Origin of the sequence: Pseudomonas sp. MIS38 (genome assembly GCF_019891575.1) — a bacterium.
Classification (GTDB): domain Bacteria; phylum Pseudomonadota; class Gammaproteobacteria; order Pseudomonadales; family Pseudomonadaceae; genus Aquipseudomonas; species Aquipseudomonas putida_A.
Window position 1 is genome coordinate 55,044 of the sequence record NZ_JAFLXF010000030.1, and the last position, 16,925, is coordinate 71,968.

The 16,925-nt window shown below is 54.5% G+C and carries 12 protein-coding genes and 5 tRNA genes; 8 read left to right on the top strand and 9 right to left on the bottom strand.

Going from position 1 to position 16,925, the window contains the following annotated elements:
- The first annotated feature begins 25 nt into the window (after positions 1 to 25).
- Together J1G18_RS25965 and J1G18_RS25970 are read left to right on the top strand one after the other, a co-directional pair.
- Positions 26 to 2,314 carry an AAA family ATPase gene (locus tag J1G18_RS25965; protein ID WP_223009138.1) on the top strand — a complete coding sequence of 763 codons (2,289 nt, stop codon included), beginning with the start codon at positions 26 to 28 and terminating at the stop codon, positions 2,312 to 2,314.
- Positions 2,311 to 3,078: an HNH endonuclease gene (locus J1G18_RS25970; protein WP_223009141.1), complete on the top strand. Its 768-nt coding sequence runs from the start codon at positions 2,311 to 2,313 to the stop codon at positions 3,076 to 3,078. The genes J1G18_RS25965 and J1G18_RS25970 overlap by 4 nt, the downstream gene beginning before the upstream one ends.
- 14 nt (positions 3,079 to 3,092) lie before the next feature.
- Here the strand turns inward: J1G18_RS25970 and J1G18_RS25975 are convergent, their stop codons facing one another.
- From J1G18_RS25975 to J1G18_RS25985, 3 genes are read right to left on the bottom strand one after another with little or no spacing between them, the layout of a single operon-like run.
- Positions 3,093 to 4,103 carry a hypothetical protein gene (locus J1G18_RS25975; RefSeq protein ID WP_223009144.1) on the bottom strand — a complete coding sequence of 337 codons (1,011 nt, stop codon included), beginning with the start codon at positions 4,101 to 4,103 and terminating at the stop codon, positions 3,093 to 3,095.
- Positions 4,104 to 4,111: 8 nt separating this feature from the next.
- The gene (locus J1G18_RS25980; RefSeq protein WP_223009147.1) at positions 4,112 to 5,140 is read right to left on the bottom strand and encodes a hypothetical protein; all 1,029 of its coding nucleotides are present in this window, start codon (positions 5,138 to 5,140) and stop codon (positions 4,112 to 4,114) included.
- Positions 5,127 to 10,301 (bottom strand): AAA domain-containing protein, encoded by a 5,175-nt coding sequence (locus J1G18_RS25985; protein WP_223009149.1) that lies wholly within the window; start codon positions 10,299 to 10,301, stop codon positions 5,127 to 5,129. The genes J1G18_RS25980 and J1G18_RS25985 overlap by 14 nt, the downstream gene beginning before the upstream one ends.
- A 242-nt stretch (positions 10,302 to 10,543) precedes the next feature.
- On the opposite strand from J1G18_RS25985, the gene J1G18_RS25990 reads away from it, so the two are divergent.
- The 6 genes from J1G18_RS25990 (at position 10,544) to J1G18_RS26015 (ending at position 15,542) form a co-directional block, all read left to right on the top strand.
- Positions 10,544 to 11,503, top strand: coding sequence for an ABC-three component system protein (locus J1G18_RS25990; RefSeq protein ID WP_262415676.1), 960 nt, complete (start codon positions 10,544 to 10,546; stop codon positions 11,501 to 11,503).
- Positions 11,487 to 11,705 (top strand): ABC-three component system middle component 7, encoded by a 219-nt coding sequence (locus tag J1G18_RS25995; RefSeq protein WP_223009152.1) that lies wholly within the window; start codon positions 11,487 to 11,489, stop codon positions 11,703 to 11,705. Before J1G18_RS25990 ends, J1G18_RS25995 begins: the two co-directional genes overlap by 17 nt.
- Positions 11,698 to 13,317, top strand: coding sequence for a DUF2326 domain-containing protein (locus tag J1G18_RS26000; protein ID WP_223009155.1), 1,620 nt, complete (start codon positions 11,698 to 11,700; stop codon positions 13,315 to 13,317). The genes J1G18_RS25995 and J1G18_RS26000 overlap by 8 nt, the downstream gene beginning before the upstream one ends.
- Positions 13,318 to 13,385: 68 nt before the next feature.
- Complete coding sequence (locus J1G18_RS26005) at positions 13,386 to 14,570, top strand: PIN domain-containing protein (RefSeq protein WP_223009158.1); 1,185 nt, start codon at positions 13,386 to 13,388, stop codon at positions 14,568 to 14,570.
- A 322-nt stretch (positions 14,571 to 14,892) separates the two neighbouring features.
- Positions 14,893 to 15,183 (top strand): type II toxin-antitoxin system ParD family antitoxin, encoded by a 291-nt coding sequence (locus J1G18_RS26010; RefSeq protein ID WP_223009161.1) that lies wholly within the window; start codon positions 14,893 to 14,895, stop codon positions 15,181 to 15,183.
- Between the two features lie 2 nt (positions 15,184 to 15,185).
- Positions 15,186 to 15,542, top strand: a complete 357-nt coding sequence (locus J1G18_RS26015) for a type II toxin-antitoxin system RelE/ParE family toxin (RefSeq protein WP_223009164.1) — start codon at positions 15,186 to 15,188, stop codon at positions 15,540 to 15,542.
- Between the two features lie 281 nt (positions 15,543 to 15,823).
- On the opposite strand, the gene J1G18_RS26020 is transcribed toward J1G18_RS26015, so the two are convergent.
- From J1G18_RS26020 to J1G18_RS26045, 6 genes are all read right to left on the bottom strand, one after another.
- Positions 15,824 to 16,144 (bottom strand): Arm DNA-binding domain-containing protein, encoded by a 321-nt coding sequence (locus tag J1G18_RS26020; protein ID WP_223009166.1) that lies wholly within the window; start codon positions 16,142 to 16,144, stop codon positions 15,824 to 15,826.
- A gap of 225 nt (positions 16,145 to 16,369) precedes the next feature.
- A tRNA-Gly gene (locus tag J1G18_RS26025) sits at positions 16,370 to 16,445 on the bottom strand.
- A gap of 2 nt (positions 16,446 to 16,447) precedes the next feature.
- Positions 16,448 to 16,523: transfer RNA gene (locus J1G18_RS26030), tRNA-Glu, on the bottom strand.
- A 55-nt stretch (positions 16,524 to 16,578) separates the two neighbouring features.
- Positions 16,579 to 16,654, bottom strand: a tRNA-Gly gene (locus J1G18_RS26035).
- A gap of 3 nt (positions 16,655 to 16,657) precedes the next feature.
- A tRNA-Glu gene (locus J1G18_RS26040) sits at positions 16,658 to 16,733 on the bottom strand.
- Between the two features lie 104 nt (positions 16,734 to 16,837).
- Positions 16,838 to 16,913: transfer RNA gene (locus tag J1G18_RS26045), tRNA-Gly, on the bottom strand.
- Positions 16,914 to 16,925 lie beyond the last annotated feature (12 nt).

Sequence of the window (16,925 nt, forward strand, 5' to 3'; positions counted from 1 at the left end):
CCTTTTTCGAATCCGGTATACACCCATGGATGAAAGCATTCTCTGGCTGAACAGGCTGCTCAAAGCAACGGCGGATCGTCAGCTCGATAAAGACATGACGAAGTTGGACTTCCAACAACTTCTGCTCTATTGGCTTGCGGCCCACATCGTGGACTGGGGCGGCAGCAAATGGAGTAAAGAACGTGCGGACCGGTCTTGGGCGGCCGATCGCAATTTGGATGATCGCGCACAACTGCTCATGGACTATTGTGGTCGCGACGATGAACTGTCGGCTCGACATAGCAGCATTCAGGAGCATTTGTCGCATCTAATAACCGAGACACTGAGAAGACTCGATCCTGATGAGCATCTCGCCCTCTTCGACACGCTCTTCTATCGTGTTACTGCGCAGGCCGGTATCGATCGCCGCCATTCTGAAATCAGCGCGGCCTTTGCCAATGGCCTGGCGCGTAAAGAAGGCTTGATAGAGCTGCAGGCGTACAGTGGTGAACCTTTTATTGTTCACTTCCATCTGGACAAGGGCAATTCACTCTACCGATACACTTCAGAAAAAAAAGACCTGCAGGACTTGCCCCGGCTCAGGCTGGCCGTGCATCAAATCGAAAGCCATCTGATCAAAGACCAACTGACTGACTTTGATAACGATTGCCTGACCTTACTTGATCTCGCCGCTGTCGAGAGAACACCTTTCAACACGCTGCTCAAACGACTCGAATCGAGCAAGCTGACAGAACGCACTCTGGTGCTGTTCAAACCCAGCGTCGGATCGGAGCGCGAAACGCTTGAAAAACTCAAACGCAGACTGGAATATGACGACCTGCTTGAAGCCACGTTCGAATTCACCAGCTACAACGCGAAAGGCAAACCAGTGCGACTCTGCGCTTGGCTGTTGAACCGGCACAAGTACCACGGAGGGAAGACGCTGTGTATCGATATGCGCAATCTCCTGGAGACCGTCCCCAGTATCACCGCGGAACAACTTGCCTGGTTTGCATCTGCGGTGTGCGAGCTCTGGGCCTCTCCTGTGAAATTTCGCATCGGGCAGTTTCCCCAGGTACGCCTGGGCATGCTGCAAGGTCTTTTCAGCAAGTACTTTCACAACGGCTACCAGAACATCGACGGTCTTTGCGCGGTATATGACTCGGAGGATGTGCTAAAAGCACCGGTCAATGGCCGACTTGTGCCGCCCTCTAGTTCGACGGAGGGAGAATTTTCGCTGCTTGATAAGCATCAGCTTGTAGATTCACTGGATCAGGCAGGTCAAGGGCCCTTATGTGCCTATATCATCGGCGACAATGGCGCGGGCAAGAGCTTGTTGCTGGCGTCTCTGGCAGCCCACTTGCAAGAACAGTCGACTGTCTGTGCTGTGATCGCCAGCGGGACTACGGATCGCTTCGCTCTGACGGGTAAAAAAAACGGCTACCGCTACCTGGGTGATAGAACGAAGAGCGGCTATTCAACGCAATCTATTGAACGAAAACTGATCGTTTTTTTGAAAGAGGCGTTCGCCTTTCCCGAACGCGCCCAACTGTTCGAAAGAATGCTGGAGTCACTTGGCCTGAAGGGCAGGGTCTACCTCGCCCCGGTTGAGCTTTTCAGCAATTTGCTGCTCCCGAACTCCCTGGTCGAGCGAGTTAAACCCCTGGCGGAAGCCTTGTACGATTCGGCTCCAATCAAGGGCATGACGCTCGCCCTGTCCCGGCAACACAGTTCGCGCATGGCGAAATTCAGCGACTTGAGCTCTGGTGAACAGCAGGTCCTGTTGCTTCTCGGCAAAATCATGGCCAGCGCCGGTCCCGGCAAAGTCCTACTCATCGACGAGCCGGAAATCAGCTTACATGTTCGCTGGCAGCAATTGCTTCCTGGGTGTTTTAGCCTGATGGCCGAGCAATTGCAGACCCGGTTCGTCATCGCGACCCATTCACCCACGCTGATCGCCAATGCCCAGGACAACATCAGCGATTGTTTCCTAGCCAAGAACCAGCAGCTCTACCCCGTACCACCCGAGCAACGACACTCGGTGGAAACCATTCTGCTGGAAGGGTTCGAGACCTACACCCCACACAATCGTGAAATTGCCGAACGCTGTGCCGCCCTGGTCGCCAAGGCGATTCGAGCGACTAACCACAGCCAAGGTGTCGACGCTGATCAGCAACAGAAATTCGTAGATGAGCTGGATGGCATGGATGAGATCATGACGAACTCTGGCAATCCTCAGGACAAGCGCTACAGGCAGGACCAACAGCTGATCATTCAGGCTCGCGATGCGATTGCCGAAACCTTCCGCTTCGCTCAAGATGAGTTGTCTGCATGACCAGCAAAGCAGTCGAGTCCACCGACCTCAAACCCTCCCCGGCCGAGAAGCGCATAAGCCTGCGGCGCGACCGCCTGACCCTCCTACGTGAATTGCGGGACGCGGCAAAAGCTGGTGACGAAGAGGTCTGGAGCCGTCTGGGTGATACCAAAAATGTCCGAAGCAAAGACCTCAAGACCTTGCTGCGCAAAAGACTCAAGGCTCGCCAAGAGCCACGCTGCTGTTACTGCAAGCGTTGGCTGCTCAACAATGCACATGCCAGCCCGATAGAGCATGTGCTGCCGCGCAGGTTCTACCCACAATTTGCCCTGCGCGTACGCAACCTGGCGATTGCGTGCAATGACTGCAATGCGTTGAAGACCGACGATGATTGGGGCCAGTTCGCCGGACCGCATCTTGACTATCCCTCACCCACGGTCATGGGTTTCTTTCATCCCCGCTATCACCCTTATGACGAACACATCCGCTACCTGCGCATGGAAACCAACCGACAGGAATTCGTCACCTATCACGGGCTCACGCCTCAGGGCCGACACTTGTGTGCAGAGTTGTTGAGCAAAGTGGTCGGCAAGCAGAATCTCAGGCGAAGCTATCCCCAGCTAACCGGCTGGCTGCGTACACTGGATGAGCTCGATGCCGAGCCGCAATCGCCGCCTCGCCCTGCCCTGCAGGCGTTCCGTGAGGCCATGGACAAGGCCATCGCGGAGCGACTGAATGATGGCGATAAATCGAGTGCGTTGTGGGTGGTTCCCGAAGCCCCGTAACACAAATGCGGGCATCAGGGGCGACATACAATTTGACGGAACCAGCTGTCGCGGCTTCTGGTGCGCAACCAAACATGTATCTCTGCGCTATCGGAAAATTGAGGCTCGGCATCAAACGCAATCAAGCAAGCCCCGGCATCAATTGCCTTGCCCATCAGAATATTGCGTTTGATCAGAACCGTATCACCGTCGCTAGGCAGTTCGTAGCAACCATCGAGTGTAGACACGAACCACTGCCGCTGAAACCGTGTAATACCCAATGGCTCTGCGGGAACCTGAGCGACAGTCCTGATCACCTCACCTGCAACCGAGACCACGGAGCCACCGGCAGCCACTGCCCATAGTTCCCCCTGCGGACCTTCGACACCGGCAATCAGATTGACGAACGCACTTGCCTCTTCGGGCCATGGGCCCGGCATACGTTGCCATACCCCTTCGGCTATCCGACGCAGGATAAGGCCTGCATAGCCCAGTGCGAACACCGCCTGAGCCGTCACCACAATATTGTTGATCCCACCCATCGTACCCGCGACATGATCGTCATGTTCAAGCAGTGCGACGTCGCCCGACTTCCAGCGGTACAGGCGACGCTCGAATGTACCGATCAGCAAGCTACCGCTGACCCAACTCAGGCAACCGGCGAGTTCAGCTTTTTCGCCATCTGGCGTCAAGTAACATACTCGCCGTGAAAACCAGCTCGCGCGCGCCTCAAGTTGCGGATGGGACGCAACCTTCTGCCATCCATTGAGGTAATCAAGGTTAGTGTTGGTGACCAATTCGTCTTCGCTAGTGATTGCCCATATCTGTCCATCGCTGTCACCGACGATCGCCTGAATGGCATCAGGCACCCACGTCTCGGGCTGAAAATGGAACCTGTCACCGTTCATTTCGCCACTGATGATCCAGGAAGATGTATGTCCATCATCGTCCTGCACGTGAACAGCAAACCAGGGGCGTCCGCCGGCTATTGTCAGGTCGGCCAACTGATAGCGTCTACCGGAGTGGGCAACTACTGATTCGCTCATATCGTGGCTCATGTCGCAGGTACCGGTTGTTGATTGACCGTCGGTGGGATGTCGTGAAACAAGGGCAATTCCCTGTCCATCGTCCAACCCGCGTCAGTATAAAACTCGCAGGCTTCAATCAGTAGCGCCACGGCCACCGCACGACCGACACCCTTGCGTTCCGTCCAGGTCATGAAACCCGCTTGCGCCAGGGCAAAGCCTTTGACGTTGAAGCGTTTGAACTCGCTTCCGTTGGCCAGACCACTGTTCATGACCGCCACATCGACGCCCAGCTCAGCCGTCGTGTAGACATGGGTCATCCATTCAAGAACATGCTGCAGGTACTCGCCTGTCGTTGGGTTCCTGGCAGGTTGTTTCGGATCTCCACGCATCAGTTTGCGGGTTTGCTTCTGCGCATCGGTGACAAACTTGTGCTGCGACCCACTGTTCTGCGAGTCCTGCATGAAGGTGGCAAAGCTGTGATTGAGGCTGAAGGACTGGCCCCTGAGCAGCGATCCACGCAGTACCTTGTCGGGGATCAGATGATCAGCATCGAATCCACGATAGATGTTCAAAACGTTTGCGTTCGCTGCGGACTTGGTCTGGGAGATGATCTTGTAGCCACCGGCCAGGGTTGGCATGCGCAACAGTTCGCGAACCGCCTTCTTGCTGTTGGCGTCCAGCGTATCGGTGCGCCAGTCCAGCCGATTGATCTTGTTGGCCAACCTGACTGTTGCCTCGATTTCATCGCGCAGAACATCGTTCTGGAGCGGGTACGCGGCCTCAATGACACTGGGCCGCAGATCCGACACCGAATAGGCGGGGTCGGACAGGATTTTCGAAATAACCCCTCGCGCTTCGCGCTCACTCAGCTTGTGGCCATCGGTACGCGGATAGGAAATGCCACCGACGTCAAATGACTCGACGAAGGTGTTCTGATGGGCCTGATGCGCGGCGGCGAATACGGCCTGAGCGCTCTGGTCGCCGGGATCACGCAATGCCGCCTCATAAGCCCGGCGCATCAGGCCCATGGCGTCGAACCCATCATTCACCTGCAATGCCCTCTCCTGTCACGGCCGGCGCGCTTCCACGCATCAGGTCGTCAATATGCTTGCCAAACGTCGATGGTCTGCCATGTCCACGCGCCTGCATCCAGGCCAACAATTGGTCGACTGTCGGCTCCAGCAGGGAACGGGTACGTATCGCATTGTCTTGGGCTGCGACTTGCAAGGTCGATGGCTCGTCGGCGCTGAGCAACGCCTCCACCTCCGGTTGAGCCCAGGAACCCGTGTGTCGACCCAAGCCATCGGGATCGATGCAAAACCAACCGCCATAGACGCCCTGCCGTCCCGTGATCACTTCCACTCCGATCTCAACCGGGCGGGTCGCTGGCTTGCCAGGCCACGTCAGCGGATAGATCCGGCGCACGACGTGCATCTCGCCATCTCGTAATGACGAGGCCAGCATCAGCTTCGACATCATCTCGTAGAGTTGCCGCTGCCGTGGGGAGAATGCGGCCATCTTCGAACTGTCGGCTTCGACGGCGATATCCAGCGGAACCAGTGCCCCGTGCGCTCCGCAACGTCCACCGTCTACGGTGTCCGACGCATCAGCCGGAGGTGGTGTCATAGGCTCGGAGCACTCACTTTCGTCCAGAGGCTGCGCAACGCTGCGTGACTCCCAAGTATTCAAGTCAACAACGGGCTGGTTAGAGAACAGCGCTACGACAGAACCCTGCGCATCGACAGTTTCCGCACAGGGGCCAGCAATAGGCGTCGAGCAATCCTGTGCCGGGCATTGGTCGTCGAACTTCGCCGCCCAGGTGTGCAGAAACTCGAGGTAGTCCTCCTCCCGGGCATCGGCACGCCAGGAAAGACGTGTCAGTGCCTCATCGAACGCCATCAGCAACTCATTGGCGCTGATTTGCTCCAACCAGGAATTCTTCAGCAGTTTCCCGGCCTGGGTTCGCCCGGACTCCGTCAGGAACAAGCGCCCCTGACCATCCAATGTTGCCCAAGCATTGCCGTTCAATTGTGGCTCGGGATCATCCGCGCCTGAACGCAACTCATACAGCTTCTGCAACGCGCTCATGGTGCTGGACGGCAACCAGCCAAAACGCCGGAACGCTTCCTGCAACACCAGGTTGGTACCAAGGCTTTCAGCGGGTGGCAACAGGCAGGTTTCGCGTTCAATCAGGCATGGCGTCGGTGAAACAACTGCGTCCGCCAACATGGCAGACAAAACTGGTGCATCCTCTATCCGATCACTCCCCCACGCTCGCCAGCCTTCGGCTCCGCGAAGCACCATTAAACGGGCGGGCACTGCGGTACCGTTCACCAGCAGCGTTATAGCGATGCCAAATCGTTTGCCGGGCAATCCCTCGGAATCACCATGGCCCGCCAAGGCTCTCAATAATGGGCCTTTGACCCGCCCACCACCGGGGATGCCATGGCGCAGATAGACCGAACCGATAAGGTTATCCAACACCCGCAGGGCAATGGCGCCATACGCCAACCCCATGTTCAAGGCGCGACACATGCTGGCAGCACGTTGCTCTGGCGTGGTGCCCTCGACCTGAACCAGCTTGCCCTCCTCGAATGCCCGCTCCATTTCCGACTCGGTCATCGAATGGAAACGTACGCGGCGCACCTGTCGGACATGCATGAACCACGGAGCGTCCTTGAGCACTTGAATCATGTGCCAGGCAATGGCCTCGCCCTGGGCGTCATCGTCGGTGCCAAGCACGAGTTCGTTGCATTGCAATAAACGGCTGCCAGTGTTCCTCAGGGCCGTCGCCAGGTCATTGCCTTCGCGTTCGCTCAGTTGCCAACGAGGCTTGAGCCCGTCCCGCCAGCGAATCGCCCCGGCACCGGGCAGGTCGCGAATATGACCTCCGCAGCCAAACACCTGGGTTCCAGCAGGCACCAGATCCTGAATGATTTTCGCCTTGTGAACGGACTCGACGACCATCAGGGTTGAGGGTCCCAACTTGCAGGCCGGCACACGTGGTGCGCCGGTCATCCGCTCATGTTCCGACTCTCGGACGCCTGCAAGGCACCTCCCGACGATGGCGGAAGGCAGATCGTTGGCCGGATCCATGGCCTGCTGGGAAAAAAACAGGTCAGAGTGGCCGAACAGAATGAAACTCTTCTGCGCCCGGCTGATCGCTACATTGAGCAAACGACCATCGTCACGGTCGATGAACACCCGCTCGCGGTGATTGCTCTCGGTTCGACGGCTGGCGCGGCTTTCCCTGTTCACGGCACTGAATAACACCACTGGCTTTTCAGCCCCTTGCAGCGTATGGACGGTACCGATGGTCAAGCGCCCGCTCAGGTTGTCGTCGTCAGGATCGATCTCCTCGCGCACCAAATTTCTGATGGCCTCGACCTGACCACGAAACGGCGTCACGATCGCGACAAGTTTCTCCAGCGCAACCGGCTGATCTGGGTTGCCTTCGGCCCGCGCCACCCACTTCGCCAAGCGTGGTCCGTTGTGCTTGAGCCAGTGCACGATCGCCTTCGCCTCGCCGGGGTTCGACCAGGAGTCGCCCTTGCTGGGTTCGTCGTTCGGCCCTCCGGTCTGATAGAACCCAAGCGGCGGCAGCGGGAAAGAATCTTTCATGCGCTTTCGCAACAGCTTTTCCGAGGTGTTATCAAGCATAGGCAGTTCGGCGTCCGCAAACAGGCCTGGCTGCGGGTCGGGGATTTTTGGCACCAACTCCCGCTCAAGCAATCTCCCCTCAGCATCACGATCGTGGTCGTGGTACAGCAGATCGATACAGACATTAATGATCGATTCGGCGCACCGGTAATGCTCTCGCAACAACAGCCCGTCCCGTAGCCGACCATCTGGCATCGCCTCGGCAAAGGAGGCCCCGGTAGCCGCCAGTTTCATGATTGAACCGTCCGCGGAATCAGCACCACGCCGCTGCAGATCACCCAGGCAAGCCGGATCAGACCAGCGATCCAGCACCTGCCGGGCATCCACCTCCGGCGTTACCGAGGACACTGGCGATAGTTGTTTCATGTCACCAACGACCACCGCTTTTCTGGCCAGGCTCAGCACCGGCACACCCAGCTCCGGCGCGGCCTGCCCGGCTTCGTCGATGATCAGCAGATCAAGAAAGGCAAAAAGCGGCTGCCGTGCTTCAGCCAACAAGCGCGGCGCACTGTGCAGGGTGGCGACGATACACGGGAACAACATTGCTGCACGTCTTAGCGCAGCCTTTCGACTGCCAGGCTGGGGTTCTGCGATGACGCTGACCAGCCAGCGAGTTTCCCAATAGCGTGCTGCCAACTGGAAAATGATCGGCCGCCAGACCACGTCCAGCAATTTCTGCTGCTGCGCCCGAAGATGCTCGGGGCCGGACGCGGCATGCAACTCCGTAAGTATTTTCTCGGCCCTAGGGGAGGACCAGGCTTCGCTAGGAAAACGGGCAGCAAGTTCATTCGGGCCGGTCAGAAATTCGATATCGGTCTGGCGATCAATTGCGGAACACAAGCCGCTGCGCAACACGTCGGCAAGCGTCATCAAGTGTTTGCAGAGCGCTTCCCGGGATTGCGACGGCACTGCCGATGCCGCCTTCTGCACAAGACGGATATGGCGTGTGGCGTCACTGACCTGGTGCTTTTGCTCAACGCTGAACAGCGAGCCGAACAGGGGCTGAAGTTTAGTGAAGGCATCTTCGAAATACCCCGCCAGCGCAAATGCCGCCGCGGCACAGTCCTCATACGGCTGCTTGAGGCTGGAAGAACCGACGCCCAAGGTACGCAAGCGCTTTTGCCTGATTTCCAGCGTGGTGAATTTCTTCCGATGCGACGTACTTTTGGCCTTCGAAGGTGCACTTGCCGTGAACCCCAGGAGCTTCTTGCCGATAGGATTCAACCAACGTCGCGCCAATGGGTGCCTGCTGCCCACGGCCCCGTCAAAGGTGCCCATAACGTTCTCGACGCTCTGGTTGGTAGCCCCACAGACAAAGGTCACCGGGCAATGCTCGTCATTGTCGTAAGCAGCCAACACCCACTGGTTGGCAATCATCGCTCGCAACATCGCCGTCTTACCGGTACCCGGCGGCCCGCTTACGGCGACAACTCCGATTTCGCTCCCCAGTCGTCCAAGGGACTGCAATGCACGGCGTTGCGAATCGTTCAAGGGGTCGGCACAACGCTTGGCGTCCGGCGTGTCGAGACTTGCCGCCTTGTCGACCATTGCCACGTGCCGGACAGCAATTTCCGCCGGGCTCAAGGCGCTCACCTGAACGGCTGAACGATAGCGCCCGGCACTTATGAGTTGTCCAAGCGCCCCGATCGAATGCGCCCTGGGAATGGACTTATACACGTTCGATAGCGCCCGAGTCGCATAGCCCGGCTGCCGTGGCACCGCAATCCATTGACCGGAGATCGTCGTCAGACCGGTCTCTGCTCCGTCGGCTTGAACGCGATTGAACAGGGCGAAACAAGCGTCGACGTAGGTCCTCAAGTCTGGACTTTGATTCAGGGTCGCGATAAACGACTTCAACTCCTCCCGGTAACAATCGAAGTGACCGATGGCAGGGGGCAAGTCGTTGAAAGTGATCAGTGGCTGCGGCTCAAGCCATTGCCTGACCACCCGCGGTCGGCAGTCGTTGAGATCACGGGGAAGGCATATCTCGTTCCTGTCGTTCAGTTCGAAGGGGAACCAGAACGCTATGTTCAATCTGGCGGGTTTGAGACGCGGCTTTTTCTCTCCGTGCGCAGGTTTTTTACCCGGATCAGGCCAGGTGACCTGAACCTCATCAGCAGATGTTGTGTGATGGAACACCAGCGCCATGGGAATCCGCGGCTCTTCGCTCTGGTCGTCTGACTCACTTGCGCCCTCTGGGTCCTGCTCGAGCTCCTCAAGCACTTCTGCCTCGCGCCTGCGCTGAGCCTCAGCGGCACGCTCGGTGATGACCGCCAACGCCAGTGCTGGCCGCGTCCCGAAACCGAGATTGAAAGTCGGCCACGCCAGACTGGCGTAGCTCTTCAGAGGGATGCGAACATCGGTTGACTGCAATCCGAGCAGATCGTCCTCGATCAGCGCTTTATGCCAGTAACCGAGTACATCAGGCGGTAACTGAGCGACGGCCTCCCTGCGCTGTTCACTATCACTCGAATCTTGGGCTTCATCTTTGAAAGCACCCGCAGTAGCGGAATCAAACCGCAATCGCTTCCTCAATTCCATGAGTCGCCTGAACATGCCTTGCTCCCTGAACAATCTGGCCTGCGTACGAACAGCAGACCGCCGAAATCGGCAATGATGGCGTATTGCCTTGTCTGGCGCAATTTAAGGAGTGGGAACCAGAATACCTAGCTAATGCGGTGCTTGGGGCTTAGGCGCTCTGAATCGCCCAAGGCATATCCGCATAAGCGGTCCGTTTCAGCAGTAGTGGCCCAATGGTATGATCCTCCGCATTGATCAGCACGCTATGGGAGTCTTGGATGCCAGATAATAAGCAAGGAATGCGTGGTCTTCAGATATACAAAAACAAAGCAAGCTTGTCTTCCCCAGCGACCACCCTTCCCCAAGCCCTGCACTCGCTACCAATCGACATATTTGAAATCACTGGCGTATGCACCGCGCCAGCATTGAGTATCAGAAAGGACGACTCTAGGAAAAACATGGCAAAGAAAAGAGTGGACTACACTCCAAACGAGCAGAGCATTCTCTATGGAGAGACTGGTGGGGCCTGTCCACTCTGCACGTTACCTATCATCTTCAAGAAAGCAACATCAAAACATCCCGAGAAAGGGTATGAGATTGCTCACATTTACCCGCTCAATCCCACACCCTTGCAAGCTAAAGCCCTCGTAGGATATGCGGCCCCCGCGGATAGCAATGCTCTCGAAAATGTGATGTGCCTGTGTCCGAGTTGTCATAGAAAATACGACAAAGACTTCAAAATCGAAGAGTACCTCAACATCCAAGAAATCAAGAAAGGCTATCTACAGGAGGCGCGAGCAAAGCTCGTCACAGCCGAGTGTCATCTAAAGGAAGAAATCAAAGAACTGTTGCAAACGATCATTGAGCTAACGCCTGAAGACACAGAAGTAACCGAAGTAGAACTGGATATAGCGACCATTAAGGACAAGCTGAAAACCCATGCGAGCCCTCTACTGAAACGCAACGTCAAAAGAGATGTACTTGACTACTATGTAACGATACGAGACGAAATAAAAATCTTAGAACAACGCGACCAGCTAACGGTGAGGGTTCTGCAGAACCAGATCAATACGTACTACCTGGAAATGCAACGAATAATCCCAGACAACAAAGACTTGGTATTCACTTACATCACTCAATGGATGAGCAAAAGGACTGGCAAGTCAGTTGATGCCGCCAAGATCCTGACCTCATTTTTCGTGCAAAACTGCGAGGTCTTCGATGTTAGTTCCGAGTAAATTCACTAAACTCGAAGAATCAACCATTTTCAAGATGCGCACTATTTTGGCTAAGGGCCAGCAGGGAGAAAATGTCGCTCAGTTGCTAGCCAAGACAAAAAAAGACTTTCAAGACGCATCAGAATTTCTATCCGCGCTGGATATTTTATTTTTCTTGGGATATTTAAATGTACAGGACGACGGAGTGATTGAATATGCTTAAAAGGATCAAGTGCGAATTATTCAATCATAAGGAAATCATCTTCCACGAAGGGCTGAATATTATTCTCGGTGATGACGATGCGAAAAACTCCATCGGAAAATCATCTGCCCTGATGGTGGTCGACTTCGCAATGGGCGGTAAGAGCCTTTTAAACGATAAGACCGGTGTGATTCAGTCCCTAGGTCATCACAGTTACCTTATCGAATTCCAATTCGATAAGAAACCGCTTTACATTTGTCGCTCCACCGCTGAGCCCGACGTAGTAGACATTTGCGATAACCAATATCAAGTCAGCGACACCATTTCACTCGAAGATTACAAGGATGTTTTGAAGTGCTATTACGGGATGCTCGTGCAGGAAAGCCCTTTCCGTTCAATTGTCAGCGCCTTCAGCAGAATCTGGAACAAGGGAGAGCTTGATCCCGAGCATCCGTTCTCAGGGTCACCAAAAGAATCCCAAGGAACATCGATCAGTCGTCTAATTGATATCTTCGGGCGCACAAGTGATATCGCCGAAGAAAGGGCCATTCTAGAATCTTTTGTCAGCAGAAAAAATCTGATGACGAAGTCCATGGCAGCAGAGATCATCCCCAACATCAAAAAGTCGCAATATAAGCTGAATGAGAACCTCATTTCTGATAACGCCAAAGTAATTGACGACATGAAGCATAGCTTTTCCGGGGCTCTCTCTGCCTACGAGGCTCTATTTGACGAGAATATCCGTAGCTTGCAGCAGAGCAAGAATGATTTAAGCCAGCAGAAAATCCTCCTCCAGGTCAGAACTGAGAGGTTGAGCAAGGACATCTCCGGCGTAAACCCAAGAGCTGCTGCAAATATTGCACTGGTTGTAGAGTTTTTCCCAAGCGCAGACATCTCTAGGCTTGAACAGGTGGAGGCCTTCCATCAGAAAATCTCTTCCATTGTTAAGAAAGAGTTGAAAGCAGAGCTCACCGTACTACAAGGGCAGGAACGTGAGCTATCGGGTGAAATAGGCCAGTTAGACAAGCAAGTCCGTGATGCCCTCGCTGCCAAAGGAACCCCTAGCGACCTGTTTTCTCGCGTATTTGAACTCAAAGAACTTACGGACAAGGCCATCGAGGAAAATAAATTTTACGACCAAAAAATAGGACTTCAAGAAGGCGCTCGCCTTTCCAAGGAGCGACTTGAGAACATATTTACACGCATATTTATTGACATCGAATCAGCAACCAATGAAAAGCTAATTAAATTTAATCGAGTTGTATATGGGCAAAATCGAAACCCCTCACAACTGAGACTACATACCTCTGCTTCGTACAGTTTTACCTCGCCCGAAGACACAGGCACTGGTAAATCGTTCGCAGGACTGATCGGCTTTGATCTCGCGTTGCTCTCACTGACTTCACTGCCGTTTCTTATTCATGACTCGGTTATATACAAGAACATTGAAGTTGCAGCGACCAAGTACATTTTGCGAATTTTGGCAGCAGTGAAGAAAAAACAGATCTTCCTTGCGTTCGACGAAGCTTCAAAATTCGGAAAAGACACCGCGGGGATTTTGCTCAAGCACACAGCAATAAAACTCAGCCACAATGATCTTCTTTACACTAAAGACTGGCGAGACAAGAAGTAGCTGACCGATTGCATGTGGCCTAGCCTATTCGGCTTAGGGGCAACTAAATTTCACTCAAGGATGTGTATATGGATGACTTCGAACCCACCTTAGATTTCGCTGCACTTTCCATAGACAGCAACATCTTAAGAGGCCAGCGATACAATTTCGACGGAGGTATACTAAAGCAACTCGAACAATTCGACGGAAGCATCATCCCCATTATCCAACCTGACGTCGTTCATCGGGAGGGGCTTAAGCATTTAACTGCAGAAATTGATCAGCATTTAAAATCCGCACGAAGCAGCCTCAAGGCCTTATCTAAATACATTCCCAGCGCAACTACATCGGATCATTTATCCGAAAAGCTTAATTCTACAACCGTCGCATCTCAGATGGCCACCGAGCGGTTTCAGAGCTTCTACTCAAAGGTCAATGGACAAGTCATTTCGGCCTCTAAAGTTAATGTCAATGAGTTAATGGATCTATACTTCGACACCCTACCTCCGTTCGAGAATAAGGCCGAGAAAAAAAGCGAATTTCCTGATGCAATAGCTTTACTGTCTCTGGAGTGCTGGGCTAGCGAAAACGACAAGGTCATGGTCGTAGTCAGCAAAGATAAAGGGTGGCATGCCTATGCTAAAGATTCTCAGTGGCTTCACGTAGTCAGCGAATTACCACATGCCCTTTCCCTGTTCCAGCCTCATACAAAAATCACCAAGGTCATTGAGCGGTTACGAAAAGACGGTGCCCTGGAGAACAGCGGGCCATTATATGAAAAAATAATGACTGCATTATCCAACGCTACCGCAAATATGGAGCCCGAAATACAAGCCAGCTCATTCCACCATTATGAGTACGACGATCTCCAGCTCGAATATGTTGACCATCAGCTAGCGCTGGCTTCTGACACGGACGAGCTTTTAGTCAATATCGTTTCTATCGAAGACAATTCCGCCGTGATAGGAATAAAAGCCCTTGTCACAGTGCACGCAACTGCATCATTCAACTTCTCCCAATACGACTCTATAGATAAGGACTACGTTAGCTTGGGCGGAGTAGAGGCCTCGATTGAAACCACATACGAAACCGACGTACTGATCTATTTTGGGGGTGATTGGGCTGACCACGAAAGAAGCGTCACCCATGAAGAAATAGAGGTGATTGGCGAACTAGAGCTCCTTGATTTCGGCGAAGTTGCACCCGACTATTCTAGTGACCGAGATGAAGAGTATTTATGGGAGTGGGAACAGCATAAGAAGGAGGAGGCATAAGCGGCTGCTGGTTATAAGCCTTCGAGTTAAACTGTGCTGTTACCCCCGGATAGGATCGATCTAGATTGTCATAACGCTTTAGTTAGGATGATCTAGCCAAAGCCGAACTCGACGACCACCTCTCTCAAAGCGCTTACCCATGGAAGATACACAACACCCTTTTTGGACTTTGTGCGCACGCATGCACGCGCTGTTCGGCGCGGCGGATGAACCCGTGCGACCCAGTTCGTCAGATACAAATCCCAAACTATGTGTTCGCGGGTAAAATGGCATAATATGCCAATGATTGAAAGAACCTGTTTGCCCAAAGCTGGAGCTATCTATGGCGACGCGAAACGTTGTGCTCACCCCTCACCAGGAACAGGTTATCCATGACCTGGTCCAGTCCGGTCGTTATCAAAATGCCAGCGAAGTGATGCGAGAAGGTTTACGTCTATTAGAGCAGCGCATCGCCGAAGACACCGCCAAAATTGAGGCCCTGCGTCAGGCGACCTTGATCGGCATCATGGATCTTGAGCACGGGCGCTTTACTCAGTTGAACGAAGGCGATCTGGAGCACTACCTCGAGGGCTTGAGCCTGGAGGCAACCCTCCCCGCGCGCGAGAAACACTGAGCATGCCGCAGTATCGGATTTCCAACGCGGCGCGCGCCGACATTGTCGACATCCTCAGGCTCTCCCAGACGCAGTTCGGCGATCAAGCACGCCAGCGGTATCAGGCGCTGATCCTCGCGGCGCTGCAAGCTATTGCCGGCACGCCTTATCGCATTGGCAGCCACGAACGCGAGGAGCTTGCACCGGGCCTTCGCAGCTATCACCTCATCTATTCACGCCAGCAGGCCAAACAAACCCATGGAACGGTCAAAAGCCCACGCCATATCGTGTTCTATCGTGTGGCAAACGACGACGTGATCGAGGTCGTCAGACTCCTTCATGACGCCATGGAAGTGCAGTTGCACTTGCCTAATGACTGATCACTGGCCTGGCCCAAAGGCTTAAGTGGCCATGAACAGCGAGGCTGAGGCACATCCCTCTACGTCTCAATCTGAGCGCCCAGCGCTGTCGCCCGATTCGGCGAAGCACTGCCACACTATCGAGCTCGGCGGCCGGATTGGTCTCAAGCCCTCCCTCGACGATGGCGTACCGGAAAGCTGGTTTGACCAGGTTCGGCAAATCTCCGTCGCCGGCAACGCACCACGACCTTCAATCTGCGCACCACCTCCAGCGCATCCTCAGACGCGACGCACTGAATACGTCAACGTTGAAAGAATGTTTCTGAGGTGCTCCCCGTGGTCATGCACCTGGCATTACACACCTGCCGCCGATGAGCCCGCGGATCGATGCCCTTGGCGACCAGGGCCCTGGCAATATCACGTAGAGCACGAGCATCTCGTAAGCTAATTTCAGGATAGGTACCAAGAGAAATACGGGGCTGCTTATCCGCCCAGGAAAAGCGGAAGTGCCAGCACTTGGCGCCTTTCGTATTCACGAAAAGGGCGAGGCCGTTGTAGCCAGGGAGGGTGTAGTCCTTGGCACGGGATTTGGCGTGCCGGACTGCCGTATCGGTGAGAGCCATCGTACAATCTCCGTCTCGTTTGAATAGAGGAGATTTGTACGGTTTCCAGAGAGGCGAGTCCCACGAAAAAGTGATCTACCAAGCGCCGGATTAATGTACTAAAAAATGTACTAATAAAACGTGGCTGATAGTGTTTTCGAGTGGAACTTACTGGAACAAAAAAAGAGGCCGAAGCCTCTTTTTTCAGTTTCTGCAGACTTCAATAGAAACCTGTAGAACAATAATTGGAGCGGGAAACGAGACTCGAACTCGCGACCCCGACCTTGGCAAGGTCGTGCTCTACCAACTGAGCTATTCCCGCATTGGCGTCCCCTAGGGGACTCGAACCCCTGTTACCGCCGTGAAAGGGCGGTGTCCTAGGCCACTAGACGAAGGGGACAGGCTACAACTTTCACTAATAAAAACGCCGCTCACTGAGCGGCGCTTTTAGAATTTGGAGCGGGAAACGAGACTCGAACTCGCGACCCCGACCTTGGCAAGGTCGTGCTCTACCAACTGAGCTATTCCCGCAAATGGCGTCCCCTAGGGGACTCGAACCCCTGTTACCGCCGTGAAAGGGCGGTGTCCTAGGCCACTAGACGAAGGGGACACGCTACCCGGAACACATGGTGTGTGTTTCGGTGTCCAGACCCGCATCCGAAGACTTGGTTCTGGTTTCACTCAGCCCCGCCCAAAAGCAGTGCTGTTTAAAATTGGAGCGGGAAACGAGACTCGAACTCGCGACCCCGACCTTGGCAAGGTCGTGCTCTACCAACTGAGCTATTCCCGCATTGGCGTCCCC

What these genes read in the sequence shown, in the direction of transcription:
- J1G18_RS25965 (WP_223009138.1), top strand. Translation starts at nt 26, where the DNA reads ATGGATGAAAGCATTCTCTGGCTGAACAGGCTGCTCAAAGCAACGGCG.
- J1G18_RS25970 (WP_223009141.1), top strand. Translation starts at nt 2,311, where the DNA reads ATGACCAGCAAAGCAGTCGAGTCCACCGACCTCAAACCCTCCCCGGCC.
- J1G18_RS25975 (WP_223009144.1), bottom strand. Translation starts at nt 4,103, where the DNA reads ATGAGCGAATCAGTAGTTGCCCACTCCGGTAGACGCTATCAGTTGGCC.
- J1G18_RS25985 (WP_223009149.1), bottom strand. Translation starts at nt 10,301, where the DNA reads ATGTTCAGGCGACTCATGGAATTGAGGAAGCGATTGCGGTTTGATTCC.
- J1G18_RS25990 (WP_262415676.1), top strand. Translation starts at nt 10,544, where the DNA reads ATGCCAGATAATAAGCAAGGAATGCGTGGTCTTCAGATATACAAAAAC.
- J1G18_RS25995 (WP_223009152.1), top strand. Translation starts at nt 11,487, where the DNA reads ATGTTAGTTCCGAGTAAATTCACTAAACTCGAAGAATCAACCATTTTC.
- J1G18_RS26000 (WP_223009155.1), top strand. Translation starts at nt 11,698, where the DNA reads ATGCTTAAAAGGATCAAGTGCGAATTATTCAATCATAAGGAAATCATC.
- J1G18_RS26005 (WP_223009158.1), top strand. Translation starts at nt 13,386, where the DNA reads ATGGATGACTTCGAACCCACCTTAGATTTCGCTGCACTTTCCATAGAC.
- J1G18_RS26010 (WP_223009161.1), top strand. Translation starts at nt 14,893, where the DNA reads ATGGCGACGCGAAACGTTGTGCTCACCCCTCACCAGGAACAGGTTATC.
- J1G18_RS26015 (WP_223009164.1), top strand. Translation starts at nt 15,186, where the DNA reads ATGCCGCAGTATCGGATTTCCAACGCGGCGCGCGCCGACATTGTCGAC.
- J1G18_RS26020 (WP_223009166.1), bottom strand. Translation starts at nt 16,144, where the DNA reads ATGGCTCTCACCGATACGGCAGTCCGGCACGCCAAATCCCGTGCCAAG.